Source organism: Alloalcanivorax marinus (genome assembly GCF_016906305.1).
In the GTDB taxonomy this organism is placed as follows: Bacteria; Pseudomonadota; Gammaproteobacteria; order Pseudomonadales; family Alcanivoracaceae; genus Alloalcanivorax; species Alloalcanivorax marinus.
Map to the genome: position 1 here is coordinate 16,077 of NZ_JADDOL010000013.1, position 16,734 is coordinate 32,810.

10 protein-coding genes are annotated in these 16,734 nt (G+C 63.6%); 9 read left to right on the forward strand and 1 reads right to left on the reverse strand.

The features are described 5' to 3' along the window. The first annotated feature begins 41 nt into the window (after positions 1-41). The 3 genes from IM760_RS11950 to IM760_RS11960 all read left to right on the forward strand — a co-directional run bounded on the left by IM760_RS11950 (position 42) and on the right by IM760_RS11960 (position 3,070). On the forward strand, positions 42-971 hold the full coding sequence (locus IM760_RS11950) for an AraC family transcriptional regulator (RefSeq protein ID WP_204429559.1): 930 nt from the start codon (positions 42-44) through the stop codon (positions 969-971). Between the two features lie 69 nt (positions 972-1,040). Then, positions 1,041-1,940, forward strand: a complete 900-nt coding sequence (locus IM760_RS11955; protein ID WP_204429561.1) for a fructosamine kinase family protein — start codon at positions 1,041-1,043, stop codon at positions 1,938-1,940. Positions 1,941-1,954: 14 nt separating this feature from the next. Further along, the gene (locus tag IM760_RS11960; RefSeq protein ID WP_204429563.1) at positions 1,955-3,070 is read left to right on the forward strand and encodes a 4-phosphoerythronate dehydrogenase; all 1,116 of its coding nucleotides are present in this window, start codon (positions 1,955-1,957) and stop codon (positions 3,068-3,070) included. A gap of 81 nt (positions 3,071-3,151) precedes the next feature. Here IM760_RS11960 and IM760_RS11965 read toward each other — a convergent pair whose 3' ends face one another. Beyond that, complete coding sequence (locus tag IM760_RS11965; protein ID WP_204429565.1) at positions 3,152-3,322, reverse strand: PA1571 family protein; 171 nt, start codon at positions 3,320-3,322, stop codon at positions 3,152-3,154. Positions 3,323-3,382: 60 nt separating this feature from the next. On the opposite strand from IM760_RS11965, the gene IM760_RS11970 reads away from it, so the two are divergent. From IM760_RS11970 to IM760_RS11995, 6 genes are all read left to right on the forward strand, one after another. Further along, entirely contained in the window at positions 3,383-4,528 is a 1,146-nt protein-coding gene (locus IM760_RS11970; RefSeq protein WP_204429567.1) for an ATP-NAD kinase family protein, read from the forward strand. A gap of 268 nt (positions 4,529-4,796) precedes the next feature. Next, positions 4,797-6,380: a ShlB/FhaC/HecB family hemolysin secretion/activation protein gene (locus IM760_RS11975; RefSeq protein WP_204429568.1), complete on the forward strand. Its 1,584-nt coding sequence runs from the start codon at positions 4,797-4,799 to the stop codon at positions 6,378-6,380. Between the two features lie 25 nt (positions 6,381-6,405). Further along, positions 6,406-13,671 carry a two-partner secretion domain-containing protein gene (locus tag IM760_RS11980; protein ID WP_204429569.1) on the forward strand — a complete coding sequence of 2,422 codons (7,266 nt, stop codon included), beginning with the start codon at positions 6,406-6,408 and terminating at the stop codon, positions 13,669-13,671. A 754-nt stretch (positions 13,672-14,425) separates the two neighbouring features. Next, entirely contained in the window at positions 14,426-14,803 is a 378-nt protein-coding gene (locus tag IM760_RS11985; RefSeq protein ID WP_204429570.1) for a hypothetical protein, read from the forward strand. 899 nt (positions 14,804-15,702) lie between these two features. Further along, positions 15,703-16,023 carry a hypothetical protein gene (locus tag IM760_RS11990; RefSeq protein ID WP_204429571.1) on the forward strand — a complete coding sequence of 107 codons (321 nt, stop codon included), beginning with the start codon at positions 15,703-15,705 and terminating at the stop codon, positions 16,021-16,023. 66 nt (positions 16,024-16,089) lie between these two features. Further along, positions 16,090-16,722, forward strand: coding sequence for a hypothetical protein (locus IM760_RS11995; protein ID WP_204429572.1), 633 nt, complete (start codon positions 16,090-16,092; stop codon positions 16,720-16,722). Positions 16,723-16,734 lie beyond the last annotated feature (12 nt).

Genomic DNA, 16,734 nt, shown 5'->3' on the forward strand with positions numbered 1-16,734 from the left:
CCCATAGGGGGCATCGAATAATAATGAAAAGAGGGAACGTCATGGTGGGAAAGCACCCGCCCGCGTCCGGAGTCGACCCGTTTTCCCGTGGGGAACCGCTTGAGCGGTTGCTGGAGAGTGGCGTCGGCACGGAGCGGGACCCGACCCGGGGCCTGCGGCTTGGCCGCGGGCAACACTATACCCGGTTGCGCCTGCCCGGCCATTTGATGGCGGCATCGGCCACCCTGGAGCAGGCTCTGGACGCCTGGTTCGATTACAAGGACCTGCTGGTACCGCACCTGGATTTCCGCCTCACCCGGGGCGAACACCATTGCGCGCTGACCGTGGAGGACGGCGACGGGCCGCCGGCCGACGACGACCCGGCGCGGGACGATCTGCTGGTCACCACCCTGGTGGCGGTGGGCCGGTCGTTGCTGGGTGGCAAGCTGCCGATCCACCGGGCCATGCTGCGACGGCCGGTGCCCGGCGGCCTGAGCGACTACGAGCGGTTCTTCGATTGCCCGCTGCGCTTCGGCGCCGCCCGCAACGGCATCGAGTTTTCTCCGGCGCTGCTCGGCCAGCCCTTGCCCGGGGCGCGGCCGGCCTACCGGCGCCGTCTGGAGTACCGCGCCGCGCGGTTGCTGGCGCTGCGGCGGCGGGAAGGGGGCATCGTGGCGCGGGTGCGGGACCGGCTGCGCGCCGGGCTGGGCCTGAGCCAGGGCGCGCTGACCGTGGAGCGGGTGGCCGCTGATCTGGGCATGACCCCGCGCACCCTGCAACGGCGGCTGCGCGAGGAGGGCGTCCAGTTCGCCCGTCTGCGTGACCAGGTGCGCATGCGCTGCGCCTGCCAGCGGTTGCTGGAGAGCGGCTGCGACATGCAGGCCCTGGCCGTCTACCTGGGTTTTTCCGACACCGCCAATTTCTACCACGCCTTCAAACGCTGGAAAGGCTGCGCCCCCGGCGAATACCGGCGCCGCGCCCTGAGCGGCTAAGCGGGCCGAGGGAAAGAGCCGGCTGAGCGGGCTGGCCCGGTGCCCGGGCCGGCGCCTATGATGGCGGCCATGAATGAGCACGGCCGACCAACGACTCTGGACCGCGAGCGGGCACGGCGGGAACTGGACGCCCTGTGGCGGTGCCCGCCGGGCACCTGCCGCCTCGGCCTGTCCGCCGGCAGCGCCACCGGCCAGACCGGCGCTCTGCACCGGGACGGACAACGCTTCTTTTTCAAATGGCTGCCCGACGGCGACGCCCTGGCGGCGGAGGCCGACGGCCTGTGCGCGCTGGCGCCGGCGATCCGGGTGCCGAGGGTGATCCACCAGGGTCCCCTGGCCGGCGGCCACGCCCTGATCCTGGAGTGGCTCGACACGCGGCCATTAGGCGACCGGGAGTGGGCGCGCTTCGGTGAGGCCTTGAGAGCGATGCACCGGGTCACCGGGAAGCGCTTCGGCCACCACCGGGACAACTGGATCGGCGCCACCCCGCAATGCAACCGACAGGAAGACGACTGGGCCACCTTCTTCGTGCGCCGACGCCTGGCCCCGCAGCGGCGGCTGGCCCTGGGGCGGGGGCTGCCGGCGGACACCGCCGACGCCGTGGCGGCGGTCATGGACCGGGTGCCGGCCTGGCTGGACGGCCTGGAGATCCGCCCCGCATTGCTGCACGGCGATCTCTGGCAGGGCAATCTGGCGGCCCTGGCCGACGGCACCCCGGTGGTCTACGACCCGGCGGTGTACCACGGCCACGCCGAGACCGACCTGGCCATGCTGGCCCTGTTCGGCAGCGTGCCGGAAGTGTTCTACCGCGCCTACGGACAGAATCCCCGGGAACCGGAATTCCAGCACCGCGCCCGGCTTTACAACCTGTATCATCTGCTCAATCACCACAACCTCTTCGGCGCGCCCTACACCCGGGCGGTCCAGGACACCGCCGAGGCGCTGTTGCGAAACCGGTTGCGGTCTTGAGGAGAAAAACCCGAATGCACATCGTCGCCGACGAAAACATGCCCGCCCTGGAATGCTTCGAGCGCCGGGGCACCGTCACCCGCGTCAACGGCCGGACCCTGACCCGCGACGCGCTCGCCGACGCCGAGGTGCTGCTGGTGCGCTCGGTGACCCGCGTCGACCGGGCGCTGCTGGAGGGCACCCCGGTGCGCTTTGTCGGCTCCGCCACCATCGGCACCGATCACGTGGACCGGGCGGCGCTGGACGCGCTTGGCATTGCCTTCGCCCACGCCCCCGGCTGCAACGCCCGGGCCGTGGCCGAGTACGTGCTGCAGGCGCTGCTTCTGGCCTGCCAGCGCCAGGGCCGGGCCCTGCACGAGAGCCGCGTCGGCGTGGTCGGCCTGGGCAACGTGGGCGGCCGGGTGGCCGCCTGGCTGAACGCTTTGGGCGCCACCGTGATCGGCTGCGATCCGCCGCTGGCCCGGAGCGGCGCCCGCGCGCCGGTGCCACTGACCGGCCTGGACGCGGTGCTGGACGCGGACCTGATTACACTGCATGTACCGCTTACGCTGGACGGCGAGGACGCTACCCGGCATCTGCTCGACGCGGAGCGCCTGGCCCTGCTCGGGCCGGAGCAGACGTTGATCAGTACCTGCCGTGGCGCGGTCATCGACAACCGGGCCCTGGCCCGGCGGCTGGCCGCCGGCCAGGGGCCGCTGACCCTGCTGGATGTGTGGGAGAACGAACCGCGCCCGGACCCGGCACTGCTCGAGCGGGTATGGCTGGGCTCGCCCCATGTGGCGGGCTACAGCGTGGAGGGGAAATGGCGTGGCACCGCCATGCTCCACGATGCCTGGTGCCGTTGGGCCGGCGAGGCGGCCCCCGGCGCGACGCCGCCGGTGAGCGGCAAGACCCTGGACGCGCCGGTCCATGATGAAGCGGACCTGCTGGCCCTGCTGCGGCGGGCCTACCGCCTGCACGAGGACGACCGGCGCCTGCGCGAGGCCCTGGCCGGCGACGACCCGGGCGTCGCCTTCGACGCCCTGCGCAAGCATTATCCGCCCCGTCACGAACTGCTCTACTGGCGCCACCAGGGCGAGGTGGCGGCGCCGTTCAAGCCGCTGGTCGGCCGGCTTTTCGCGTCGGAGTGATCGCGGTCGACGTCGCTCCTACGGTGGCACCGTCCTGGTAGGAGCGGCTTCAGCCGCGATGGCGGCGGGCACGCCGCCTGCTCAACCCGCCTTGCGGGCCGGGGAGGGGAATTGCCACTGCTTTTCCAGCTCCCGGCAGGCTCTGAGGATCATCGCTTCGGTGATCGGGATTTCGCGGCCCTGCTCGTCGACCACGGCGGCGCCGTTGAACTCCCGGCGGCTGGAACCCTGTGAATAGTTGAGACGGTGCATTGTCATTTCTCCGCTGTGTTCCCTGACGCGGCCATTGTTCGGAAAAGGTGTGATCGTTTTATGACAAACCCGCGCGAACCGCTGATTCTCGGTGTGCTGGTCAACCCGTTCGCCGGCCTCGGCGGCGCCGTCGGCCTCAAGGGCAGCGACGGCGCCGACACCCGGGAAGAAGCCCTGCGCCGGGGCGCCGAACCCATGGCGGTGGCGCGTATGACCCGCGCCCTGAAGGCGGTGGCCGGCCAGGCCGGCCACCTGCGTGTGCTCACCTGGGGCGGCGACATGGGCGAGCAAAGTTGCCGGGCCGCCGGCTTGCCGGCGGAGGTGATCGGCACCTCGCCGTCGCCCAGCGACGCCGAACACAGCCGCCAGGCGGCCCGCGCCCTGCTCGACGCCGGCGCCCAGCTGCTGCTGTTCGCCGGCGGCGACGGCACCGCCCGGGATCTGGTGGACGCGGTGGGCGAAGCGGTTCCGGTGCTGGGCGTGCCCGCCGGCTGCAAAATGCACTCGGCGGTCTACGCCATCAACCCGGAGGCCGCCGGCGGACTGCTGGCGGATCTGGTCCGGGGCGGTCTGGTGGCGTTGCACCAGGCGGAAGTCCGCGACATCGACGAGGACGCTTTCCGCCGTGGCGAAGTCCGCGCCCGCCACTACGGTGAACTCCAGGTGCCCGCCGAAGGCCGCTACCTGCAGCAGGTCAAATGCGGCGGCCGCGAGGTGGAGGATCTGGTGGTCACCGAAATCGCCGCCTCGGTGATCGACCACCTGGAAGCGGACACGTATTACCTGGTGGGGTCGGGCTCCACCGTGGCCACGGTGATGGAACAACTCGGCCTGCCCAACACCCTGCTGGGCGTGGACATCGTGCGCAACGAACAGGTGGTGGCCGCCGACGTGGGCGCCGAACAAATCCTCGAGATCATCGGCGATGACGCCCCGGCCCGCGCCCTGCTCACCGTGATCGGCGGCCAGGGCCACCTGTTCGGCCGCGGCAACCAGCAGTTCAGCCCGGCGGTGATCCGCCGCCTCGGCAAGGCCCATATTCAGATCCTGGCCAGCCGTACCAAACTCGCCACCCTGGACGGCCGCCCCCTGGTGGTGGACACCGGCGACCCGGACCTGGACCGCCAGCTGTGCGGACTGTGGCCGATCACCAGCGGCTACGAGGATGCCTTGCTCTATCGGGTGGCCACGGACGCGGCGGAGTGACCCGGCTCGCTGCGCCTGTGTGAGTGAGTTCAAAGAAAAATCGTTCAAGATGCATTTTCTTGCCTTCTCTCTGGATCGATGGGGCGTGCTTCCTATACTGAGCTTCGGAATAAAGTCTGACCCTGTATAAACCGGTGGGGGCCGGAGGGCGGACATTGCCAAGGAATCAGGCTCGGGGGAAGGAACCATCAAGCTCTTCATTTCCGTGCTGTGCGCGGCCGCTCTGGCCGCCGGGACCGCTGCGGCGCAGCCCGACCCACAGCAACGCATGTACGACCGTCTGCAACAGCAGGAGCAGTTGCGCCAGGAACAGCGCCTCGAGGAAATGCGCGTGCCCGGCCAGCGGCCCGCGGTGCCTGCGCCGCGTCCCGAGGGCGCCGCATCGGATCGCTGCTTCCCGATCGATCGTTTCACCCTGACCACGCCAGACGGGCAGGCACCGCCGTTTGGCGACTGGCTGTCCGCCGCTCTGCGGGAATGGCGAGGCCGCTGTCTCAGCCTCACGGACATTCGCGGGCTGCAATCGCTGCTGACCAACCGCCTGATCGAGCGCGGGTTCATTACCAGCCGGGTATTGCTGCCGGAGCAGGAGATCGACGATGGCGGGCTCACTCTGCTGGTGGTGCCCGGCCGCGTTGAAGCCCTGCGCGGGGAGGGGCTCGATGACGCCCTGCTGCGGCGAGCCGTGCCTTTGTCGCCGGGGGATTTGCTCAACCTGCGCGCCCTGGAACAGGGCGTGGAGAATCTGGCCCGGCTGCCTCACCTGGACGCGGAAATGGATCTGGCGCCCGGTACGGAGCAGGGCGATACCGTGGTGCTCGGCCGCGCCGACTGGCCCCGTGCCTGGCAGGGCAGCCTGGTGGTCAACGAGAAGCACTACGGCGACGTTACCCACGGTACCGGCCAGCTGTCCCTGGACTGGGGCAGCCCCTTCGGTCTTGCCGACCGGCTGTCCCTGGGGCTGAACAGCGACCTGGACCGGGAGTTCTCCGACCGGGCCTGGGGCGCCAGTCTCGATTACGACGTCAGTCTGGGCTACTGGAATCTGGCCGGCGGCTACAGCCGGCAGGCCTATCAAAGCGACGTGGCCGGCATCTTCCAGCGCTTCGATTCTTCCGGCATCACCGAGATTTCCCGCCTGGAACTGACCCGGGTGCTGCATCGCTCGCAGCGCGCGCGGCTGTCGCTGACGCTGCTGGGCGCCTACACCCGGGTTGGCAACCGCATTGAGGACACCACCATCCAGGTGAGCAGCTATCGGCTGCGCACCGGTGGACTGCGCCTGAGCGGCAAGTCCCGGGTGGGCCAGGTGCAGCTGGCCGGCAGCCTCACCGCGGAGCGGACCTGGGCCGCCGGCCCGGCCACCGACCTGCCCGTGGATGCGGAGGTGGCCGACCCGATTCACAGCCGCTACCAGCTGTTCCTATCCGCCAGCCGCTTTTTCCCGGATTGGTACGGAGCCTTGCAGGTCCGCCTCAATGGACAGTACAGCCGCGATGCGCTGTTCCCCTCCGAGCGCCTTTCCCTGGCTTCCGCCGCCGCGGTGCGCGGTTACGACAGCCTGTCGGTGAGCGGCAATTCCGCCGCCGCCGGCACCGTGCAGTTCGACCTGTATCCGCCGCTCACCGGACCGGTGAGCCTGAAGCCTTTTGTCGCCTGGGATCTGGGCGTGGTGCCCGGCGACCCGCCCGAGATGGAGTTCGCGCGGCTGTCCTCGACCACCGCCGGTCTGGCGGTGGGCTATCGCGACCTGCAGCTGACCACGCAGGTGAGCTGGCCTTTGCAGCAACATTCAACGGAGATGACGGACCATGAATACACAGCCCTGGCAAGTCTGTACGTTCAGTTCTGAGGCCCACGGAAGGGCACGGCCGGCATTGGCGTACGCGCTCTCGCTACTGCTGATCTGGCAGCCGCTGCTGGCCGCCGCCGACGGCGTGACGCCCACTGCCGGCGGCGTGGATCGTGCCGCCAACGGGGTACCGGTGGTCAACATTCGCAACCCCAATGGCGCCGGCGTTTCGCACAACTTCTACCAGGACCTTAACGTCGACCGACAGGGCCTGATCCTGAATAACGGGCGGGGGCTCAGCCAGACCGAACTGGCCGGTTACATCGAAGCCAATCCCAACCTGAAGAACGGATCGGCCCGCCTGATTCTCAATGAGGTGATTGGCGCCAACCCATCCGCGCTGAACGGCTATCTGGAAGTGGGCGGCGCCCGCGCCGACGTGGTAATCGCCAATCCCAACGGCATCACCTGCAACGGCTGCGGCTTTATCAATACCGACCACGCCACTCTGACCACCGGCCGTGCCTTGATGAACGCGGACGGCGCCCTGCAGACCTTTGACGTGCAAGGGGGGCGTATTCACATCGGCGCGGACGGCGCCAATACCGGTAATGTGGATCGCTTCGATCTGATCGCCCGGTCGGTGTCCCTGGCCGGTGCCATCAATGCCGATCAGCTCAATGTGATCGCCGGCCGGCAGCGGGTGGACCCGCGAACGCTGGCCACGGAAGGGCTGTCGGCGGAGAGCCTGGACGGCGAGACACCCGCCTTCGCCATTGATGCCGCCGCCCTGGGCGGCATGTACGCCAATCGTATCCGGCTGATCGGCAACGAGAGTGGCGTGGGTGTACGCCTGGACGCCCCGGTGGCGGCGCAAAACGGCGATCTGACGTTGAGCGCCAATGGTCGCCTCAGTTTCAGCCACTTGAGCGCCTCGGAGTCCGTGCAGCTGGCCGCCGCCGATGTGACCGCCAACGGCCATCTGGTGGCGGGAGACCGGATCGACGTGCAGGCCGATGCCTGGCGGGCCGTAACCGGCACCACCTCCGCCGACGTGGTGGAGATGACCCTGAACACCGCGCGGCTGGAGGCGGACGCGGAGTGGCTGGGCGTGGACCGGCTGACGGTGAACACCAACAGCCTGGACAACGCCGGTGATCTGGCCGGCGGTGAGGTCATCCTGCGCGCCGGCGAACGGCTGGATAATCAGGGAACGGTGGTTGCGGGCGCTAATGCGCGCCTTGAGGCCGGCGATCTGAACAATCAGGGGACACTGGCCGCCAATGGTGATCTGAACCTGACGGCGACCAGCGTGCGTCAGGACGGCGCCGCCACCGCCGGTGGCCGGATGCGGATCGATGCGGAGCGGCTGGAGAATACCGCCGGCGCGGAAACCGTCGCCGACGGCGTGCTGAGTGTCGGCGCCGCCGAGGTCGACAATCGTGGATTGATGCATGGCGGCGACCGGCTGGATATCGAGGCCGCCACGGTGATTCACCGGGAAGGCCGGCTGCAATCCTCCGGCGAGGTGCACTTGAAGGCGGACGCCCTGGAAAACCGAGCCCTGGTCAGCGGTGCGGGCGCGGTGACGCTGGAAACCGCCACCCTGGATAACCGTGGAACCATCGTGGCCGAGCAGGCACTGACGGTGGCCGTGGAGGAAGACTTCAGCAACCGGGGCGATCTGCAGGGGCTGGAGGACGTTTCCGTCACCGCCGGTACTCTCGACAATCAAGGTGACCTGCTGGCCGTCGGCGCCCTCCATGTGAGCACCGGAGGCCGCCTGGAGAATCAGGGCTCTGTGCAGGCGGAAGGCGCGTTGAGCGTGGACGCGGGCGACGTTCTGATCAACGACGGCGACATGCTCACCAACAGCGAGCTTAATGTGCGAAGCGGTGGCCTGCTACGGCAGCGGGGCCGCCTGGTGGCCGGCGCGGGCGCCCGGCTGGACGGCGCGGTTCTGATCAACGAAGGGCTGATCAGCGTGGTCGATCAGCTGCTGCTCGAACACGCCGGGATTACCAATGCGGGGACGCTGGAAGCCGGTGAACGGCTGTCGGTTTCCGGGCAGGTTGAGCATCTGAATAACACCGGTCTGCTACGAACGGACGGTGCCATGCGGATCGCCGCCGCCGCCGTGGACAACGAGGATGGCGGTACGATGACCGCCGCCGGGCATCTGGTTATTGAGGACGTCGAGCGGCTGAACAATCGCGGCCTGATCATGGCGCGTGGCGATCTGGCGTTGCGGGTTCGGGAGCTGCTCAACGAGCGGACCGACAACGCCGGCGCCGGGCAGGGCACCCTGGGCGCTGCCGGTGATGTACTGTTTGAAGGCGAGCGCCTTCGCAACCGTGGCGGCGCCCTGATCGGCAGTGGTGGCGCCATGACGCTGCGAGTGGTCGATACCCTCGACAACGACCACGCCGATATCGTCGCCAACGGCGATCTGTTGATCGCGGCGGACGAGGCGCTGGCGAAGACCGGGCGGGTCAATAACCACTCCGGCACGATCACCACCCATGGCGGAAATCTGTCGATTTTTACCCGGTATCTGGACAACAGCCGCGAGGTGATCCTGGGCAAGAGCGAACCGCTCAGCGGCCTGGCGGCACTGGAAATAATGCTGGTGGGCCTGTCCAAGGACGACGTGGCGCTCAGCGAGGAAGACCGGATCTTTATCCACGATCCGGACCTTTCCACGGCGCTGGTGCGCTTCGCCAGCAACGGCGGCGCCCGCCAGGCCTGGGTGGATTACTGGGTCGAACAATACACCGACTACATCAACGATCAGATCGGCGGCCTGCTGAGCGAGGCGGATGTGCTGTTTATCCAGGAGACCCTGCGCGGCACGCGCGAGGACACCATGATCGGTACCCAGCCGCAGACCTTCTATTACGGCCCCAGCGAAGCGGACGACGCCACCGATAACCCGCTGGCGGAGAGCTTCTACGTGGTGGCCCGTGTCACCCAACTGCTCAAGGAGCGCGCGCCCCTGAAATATCAGCGCTTTCTGGCGCATACCCGTGCCAAGCTGGAGAGCGAGGAGGGCGGTGGCCTGTATCTGCGTAATTTCACCTGCGGCACCCGGCGCGCCGACTGGGGTGACGGCGTCTCCTGTGACAACGGCAGCATCTCTTACTTCCGCTTTGGCGATGAACTCTACGACGACGTCATCGATCCCGGCTCCGAGACGGTGCAATCGGTGCTCTCCTCCGGCGGCGACCTGACGGTGGTCGCGGACACCCTGAACAATGCCTACAGCACGCTCGCCGCGGCGGGCAATATTCACCTGGAAGGGGATCGCCTGGTCAATAAGGCGCTGGAACTGAAGCGCCACGGCAGCCTCTACACCGGCCGTCGCGAATGGCACAACGCCAAGGACGCGCCGGCGCCCGGTGCCGGCATGGTCACCACCGACGTGCGCGACATCAGCGTTGGTTTGGGCGAGCAGGTGGCCAGCGTGATCAGCGCCGGCGGCGACCTGACACTGGATTTCCAGGACGAAGCCGGCAACTACACCGAGGAGCGCTACGATCAGGAGGTGGTGTTGGACGAGGGTGACTATGGCGACGGCGGGTCGGGCGAGCCCGGTGACGGCGGTGCCGGTGGCGACGGTCCGGCGCCGGTGGCCTGGGACCTGAGTGACGACAGCCGTGTCATCGATACCATCAGCGCGGGGCTGCGCGACATTCTCGACCACCGCAGCAGCCTGTATACCGTGGTCGAGGCCGAGGATCATCCGTACCTGATCGAAACCAACCCGTTGTTCGCCACTCTGGATGGCTTTCTGGGCTCCGGCTATCTCCTTGATCGCCTGGAACTGGATCCGGACCGGACGTCACGACGCCTTGGCGACAGCTACTACGAGACACAGCTGATTCGCGACGCCGTGCTGGCCGCCACCGGCCGCCGTTTTCTGGACGGCGATGTGGATTCCGACCAACAACAGTTTCAACGGTTGATGGACAATGCGCTGCTTGAAGCGGAGCGGTTGGAACTGGCCGTGGGCGTGGCCCTCACCCCGGAGCAGATCGATGGTCTTCGCCAGGACATGGTGTGGATGGAGGAGCGGCAGGTGGACGGTCACGCGGTGCTGGTGCCGGTGCTTTATCTGGCCCCGGGCAGCAGCCAGCTAACCCGCGAAGGCGCGGTGATCGCCGGCGACACCGTCAATGTGCGCGCCGGCGGCCTCGGCAACAGCGGCATCATCGCCGCCGCCAATGGCCTGAACATCCAGGCGGGCAACAAGGGCGTGGTTAACCTGGAAGGCACCCTGCAAGCAGGCACCGGCCTCGCCATCGATTCCCGCGGCGATGTCAAGAACCAAAGCGGCACCGTCCGCGCCGGCCTGGTGTCGATTCGCAGCCAGGGCGACATCATCAATGAGTCCTGGACCGAGCAAGTGGTCGCCGAATGGGACCACGGCACCCACCGCCGTACCCGGCACGGCGACGCCGGTCTGATCCAGGGCGCCGGCATCGTGTCGCTGGACGCGGGCGGCGACATCGCCGTCATCGGCAGCCGCGTGCGGGGCGATACCGTGGGGCTCAACGCGGGCGGTGATGTACGCATCGAAAGCCAGACGCTGGAACGAGGCTTCGACGGGCAAGCCAACGGCGGCCGCTATCAGACCCGGACCATTAAACAAGTCGCCAGCCAGGTGGACGCCACCGGCGACCTGCTGATCACCGCCGGTCGCAACATCGGCATCACCGCGTCCGACGTCAGCGCCGGCGGCAACGCCGCCCTCGCCGCCGGTGGCGACGTCATCGTCCAGTCCGCCGCCGACCGGGACTACGAAAACTACCACCGGCAAACCCGCCAGGAAGAAAAGCAATACACCCACGACACCGTCCGCCAGCGCAAAGCCGCCGTCGGCGCCGGAGGCTCGCTCACCGTCGATGCCGGGGGCGACCTGCTGGTGGCCGGCAGCGACCTGGCCAGCGGCGACGATATGTACCTGGCGGCGGGCGGCGGCATCGCCTTCCTCGCTACCCGCGACAGCGAATACCACCTGGCCAAAAGCGAAAAGGACGGCGACTACGGCGCCCACAGCATGCGCCGGGACGAAGTGACCCGCATCGACCATGTCACCAGCACCGCCACCGCCGGCGGCGACCTCACTCTGACCAGCGGCGGCGACCAGCTCTACCAGGCCGCCCGCCTGGAAAGCGGCGGCGACACCACCCTGAAAAGCGGCGGACACATCACCTTCGAGGCGGTGAAGGATCTGGTGCAGGAAAGTCACGAGAAGAGCCAGGGCGACCTGGCCTGGCAGAAAATGGAGGGCCAGGGCTTCACCGACGAAACCCTGCGCCAGACCGAAATCGCCGCCGCCGGCAATCTCGCCATCGACGCCGCCGAAGGCCTGCACATCGACGTCAAAAAGGTGGACCAGCAAACCGTCGAACGGATGATCGACGGCATGGCCGCCGAAAACCCGGACCTGGCCTGGATGAAGGACGCCTACGAACGCGGTGACGTGGACTGGCGCCAGGTCCGCGAACTCCACGACAGCTGGGAATACAGCAGCCAGGGCATGGGCCCCGCCGCCGCCCTGGCGGTGACCATCGTGGTCGCGGCCGCGACCGCTGGCGCGGCCAGCGCGGCGGTAGGCGGCATGGCTGGTGCCACCGCCGGGTCCGGCACCGCCATGGCGGCCGCCAGTACCGGAGTGGCCGCCGGTTGGGGCAACGCCGCCGCCACCGCCATGCTGGTCGGCGCCGCCAGTACCGCCACGACCAGCACCATCAACAACGGCGGTGACCTGGGCGCCACCCTGGACACCCTGGGCAGCGGCGACACCCTGCGCGGCCTGGCCGTCGGCGGCCTCACCGCCGGGCTCACCAGCGGCCTGCTGGACCCGGCCTTCGACAATATGGACTTCGGCAAAGCCGCTGGAATCCAAAGCGACCCGATCAACTCCATCACCCGTGGCTTCGACCTGGGCACCGCCCAAGGCGCCCTCGGCTTCGCGGCGCACAGCGCCGGGCAAGGCCTGATCAACGCCGGCGCCACCGCCGCCATCCAGGGCGGCAGCTTCCAGGATCACCTGATCGGCAATCTGGAAAGCCAGGGCAATAACGTGCTTTCCGCGCTGGCCTTCAATCAGGTGGGGTCCCTGGCTGACCGTCTCGCGGAAGGTGCCGGGACGGGTGGAGACGCCCTTGGCTTTGACCTGTTTGTGGAGGGAGGTCTGGGCCGGACCGGACTCCATGCCCTGACTGGAGGCGCCGTTACCGGGCTCACTCAGGGCGACTTCGCCAGCGGCGCCGCAGGCGCCGGCGCCAACCAGCTCCTTTCCGGTTCCCTGGATACTCTCTCCAACGGAAACGCGGCGCGCACCGCGGCGGCGCAACTGGCGGGCCTGGGTGGTGCCGCGCTGGCGGGCGGTGACGTGGAGGCCGGCGCCTGGGTCGCCAAGCAGGCGGACACCTACAATCGGCAACTGCACAAGGCGGAACTTAAGCTCATTGCGGATCATTACAAGGAATATGCAGTAGAAAGAGGGATATCGGACGAGCAGGCTTTGAAGGAGCTGCTTTATCAAGCTCAGAGCCAGGTTGATAGCGCCTTTGCGGAAGATGGCGGGCAGCGCGACCTGGCCATTCTGAGTGGCTACGATCAACAGGCCGCCGGTGATTTTCTTTCGGGCCTGGCAGGGCATTCCGGAGTCATATCCCATGACGATGGTGAGGTAACGGCGCCTTTTGAGGCGACAGCGGGGCAATATAACAATAGCTACGTTAACGCGACGCATCTTCACGATATCGAGGACGGCGCCTATGGAGAGGAATTGTTTGGCTATCCAGCGCCGATTCTGACGAACATGGGAACCGATATTGGGGCAGGGGAGTACCTTAATGTTCTCAGCCAAGCGCGGCTAAACGCTGCTGATGCGATGTTCTCGCAAGGAGCGACGGTCTTTGGCGGAACTCTGTTGACACCCGCCGCCGCCAGCATCGGCAGTGCTGCTACTGTGCAAGTCCCTTTTTGGAGTGGGGTTGGGGCTCAAACCGCTGCAACGGGTTCTCGTGCGCTAGGTACCAGGCTGATTGTCAATAAAATGGCGATGGAAGAAGCAGCTGCAATTGGCGGGCTGCGAGCAAATATTATAATAATGGATGCTATATATGGTTCTGGCGTCGCTGCTGAGTATTATGTCGTGGGTTCTAATGTGCTTGGGGTTGTTGATGGATTCTTAAGTGGCACTCCTGGACCTCCTGGTTATGTGCCTGACGGATTGCCAAATCACCCAGTGATGATTCCTTATAAAGAAGGCCAGGCGGCAGGCTCTTTGTTGAGAGATTCATTCTATTTTTATAGGGAAAGGGTTAATAATGATTGATCAGTACTCTGCGTTTAGTTTGATTTTTTTCTTGTTCTTTATTGTTGGTGTTCCTGTTTTTCTTGTTCTAAGGAGGCGCCGAGTTTTTGTTTCAGATCGTGCATGCATGTACATAAGCATGGCTTTGGCAATTCATCTGGTGAATTTATTGCCAGTTATCACGAAGGGGCGACTAATATCCTACAGAAGTGGCGAGGTTATAGATCCTATGGATCTTTTTGGCGTTTCACTTTTTTTGTCATTGTTTCTTTATTGGATAGCTGTTTTGTCGGAACGATCGTTAAAGAAAACATTGAGTAAGCAAAAAGATCAGGGGCGTCTTTAGGGTGGTGCATTCATTATTTTAATAGAAGGGGATTATGCGTACGGGAAACCGGGGTCGGGCCAAGCCAGCCGATTGATCTAAGCTTCTCAGGACGGGCCGGCAAGCCAGTACAGATGGTTATGAGCCTGTTTTTTGGCTGGAAAGAAAAGTCTAACCCAGGTGAGGAGCGCGGGCTCGTTAGCGGCCCCTTGAGACGGTAGAAAAGCAAACTTCAAACGCCAAATTAAATGCTGTATTGGGGGGGGTTGAAAGTAAAATCAAAAAGTTAACGTAACCCGACCGCGAATGGCCCATTTTTAAAGAGGGTAGGCAAACAGTTGTCGCCCTCAACCAAGGGACTTTGGGGCAAAAGTGTGGAAAGTTTGGTCAGCGAGGTCGTCAAATCAGAAATACAGAGGGGAGCTCGTCCGGTGAGTAAAGGAACGTATCATGGTGTCAGGCATTTCCTATCCGGGAGAGTTGCTTTATATACCAAAAGAGGATGGGGAATTGATTGGTCAGTTCGAGGGTCTGGTTGTTGTTGCGGTGCTCTTTTTCATAATGAAGGCTGCGGTTTATCTATTTTTTAAGAATTCTGGCCGTATAAAGTCTGATTTGGCAGCAATACATTTAAGTTTTGCCGTTGCCGTTTGGGTTCTGAATTTGGCTCCACTTATAGTGGAAGGCGGAATAAAAACTCGCTCGGGAAGTAATTTGGACACTGGTAGTGTCATGAAGTTTTCCATAGTGATCTCTGTAGTCCTAATGTGGATGGCCGTTTTTGCGGAAAGATCGCTGAGGAAGAAACTCGATGAAAACAGGGAGTAAGGCTCTGCTCTGCCGGGGGGGGGTGTTTTTATAAATGGATTTTTAAACTGAAAGGAAGGGAAGGGTTATGCGTATTGCTTTTTTGTTTGCCGTGACATTGGGATGTTCGGTTGTGCATCGGTTAAGCCGGTGAATTTGGACCTGTCTGATTTGTCGGAGAGTGGCGTTCGCGCGGTGGCTAGCACCGAGTAGCTGGCGCTCGCGGACTCATCCGTATTCAGATTGCTTCAGATGCCGTCTCTTCGGCTACTGGTCGAGTTGTTCTGGGTGGGGCGGATTTCTTATATGGTTCAGGGATGTCTCGGGCGATTGCGCCTATATATTTCCCTCTGATAGTCAAACCCTTATATCAACAGCGAGTAGTCGATTTTTCCGAAGGTTTATTTGTACCTGGTGTGCCGCCTTCTTCCAGGGCTGGCTTGTTTGGTTTCTTTTTTAACCAAGCTATTGAGGGTCGACCAATTGATGGGCAATGATATGGATAAAATATTTTCGTACGCTATTTTTGTTTGCATTGTTTTTATTTCTTTGTCCATCATTGATGGTGGTTATTATAACGAAAATTTTAGAATGTATGTTTCGTTCGGTCGTTGGAATGAGGTTTTGGGTTGTGTTGGGCTTTCTTTTTCTTTTAGCATGATTTTAATTTTGATTTATGATGATATAAGAAATAAGTTTTATGCTTTATGGTTTTTTGGGGGATTCCGAGATTCTTAATGAAAAGAATATTTCCACTTGCCGCGATGTTGGTTCTTGGTGGCACGGTGAAGCTGGTGGCATTGGATGTGAAGGCTCTGGATGGAATTCCAGTTAGTCCTTTTTTGCTCCCATTAAAGCTGGTCAGGAGGTTGGTGCGACCGTGAAAGGTGCTTTCTATTTTTATACAAAGAAGGTGGGCAATGATTGATCAAGTGCTGGCCTTTAAGATCCTTCTTGCGATTTTCTTTGTCGTGGGCCTTTTGATATTTTACTTTCTAAGGAAATACAGGGTTTTCGTCTCTGACCGTGCCTGTATTTATGTCAGTATCGCTATTGCTATTCACGTATACAATTTTTTCCCCCTGTTTATGGAGGGGGGGTTGGTTTCCTATAGGGATGGAGAAAAGACAAGCTCTTTAGAACTTTTTGGTTTTTTGATTTTGGTGTCTCTTGTTCCTTATTGGATAGCCGTTTTGTCGGAAAGATCGCTGAGAAAAAAGCTCGATAAAGACGGGGGGTAGGGCTCTGCTCTGCCAGGGTGTTTTTAAATGGAGATTTAATTTTAAACTGAAAGGAAGGGAAGTGTTATGCGTATTGCTTTTTTGTTTGCCGTGGCATTGGGGGTGTCCGGTTGCGCATCGGTTAAGCCGGTGAATTTGGATCTGTCTGATTTGTCGGAGAGTGGCGTTCGCGCGGTGGCTACCACCGAACGGCCGATGCCCGCTTTGTCGGCCATCACTCCCACCAAGGCGCAGTTCGGCTTTCTGGGAGGGATGGCGATGGCCTCGGCAGGTAAGAGAATCGTTGAGGAGAATGACGTTGACGATCCCGCCGTCCGCGTATCCAGCGAGTTGGCGGATCAGCTGGCGAAGGCGCTTGGCGCCGAGACGATATCGCAAGATGCCGGGATGCTTGAGCCCGATGTGCTGGTGGACGTGCAGACCCGCGTTTGGCAGTTGATTTATTACAAGTCGGCCTGGGGAACCTACTCGATCACCTATCGCGCCAAAGCACAGTTTATCGACGCGGACACGGAGACCGTTTTGGGGACGGGCAGTTGCAGCGTGCGGCCGGAAAAAGATTCCGAGTGGACCGCGAGCTATGAAGATTTCGCGGAGAATCGGGACGCCATCCTGACCCGTACTCTGGCTTTCGTGGCACGGCAGTGCGCGGCACAAATTGGCGGTCAGCTTGCCGCCGTCGCGACAACTGACGGGTAAAGGCCCTCGTAC

Excerpts from the sequence above, each read along its gene's own strand:
- IM760_RS11950 (WP_204429559.1), top strand. The coding sequence starts at position 42 with ATGGTGGGAAAGCACCCGCCCGCGTCCGGAGTCGACCCGTTTTCCCGT.
- IM760_RS11955 (WP_204429561.1), top strand. The coding sequence starts at position 1,041 with ATGAATGAGCACGGCCGACCAACGACTCTGGACCGCGAGCGGGCACGG.
- IM760_RS11960 (WP_204429563.1), top strand. The coding sequence starts at position 1,955 with ATGCACATCGTCGCCGACGAAAACATGCCCGCCCTGGAATGCTTCGAG.
- IM760_RS11965 (WP_204429565.1), bottom strand. The coding sequence starts at position 3,322 with ATGCACCGTCTCAACTATTCACAGGGTTCCAGCCGCCGGGAGTTCAAC.
- IM760_RS11970 (WP_204429567.1), top strand. The coding sequence starts at position 3,383 with ATGACAAACCCGCGCGAACCGCTGATTCTCGGTGTGCTGGTCAACCCG.
- IM760_RS11975 (WP_204429568.1), top strand. The coding sequence starts at position 4,797 with ATGTACGACCGTCTGCAACAGCAGGAGCAGTTGCGCCAGGAACAGCGC.
- IM760_RS11985 (WP_204429570.1), top strand. The coding sequence starts at position 14,426 with ATGGTGTCAGGCATTTCCTATCCGGGAGAGTTGCTTTATATACCAAAA.
- IM760_RS11990 (WP_204429571.1), top strand. The coding sequence starts at position 15,703 with ATGATTGATCAAGTGCTGGCCTTTAAGATCCTTCTTGCGATTTTCTTT.
- IM760_RS11995 (WP_204429572.1), top strand. The coding sequence starts at position 16,090 with ATGCGTATTGCTTTTTTGTTTGCCGTGGCATTGGGGGTGTCCGGTTGC.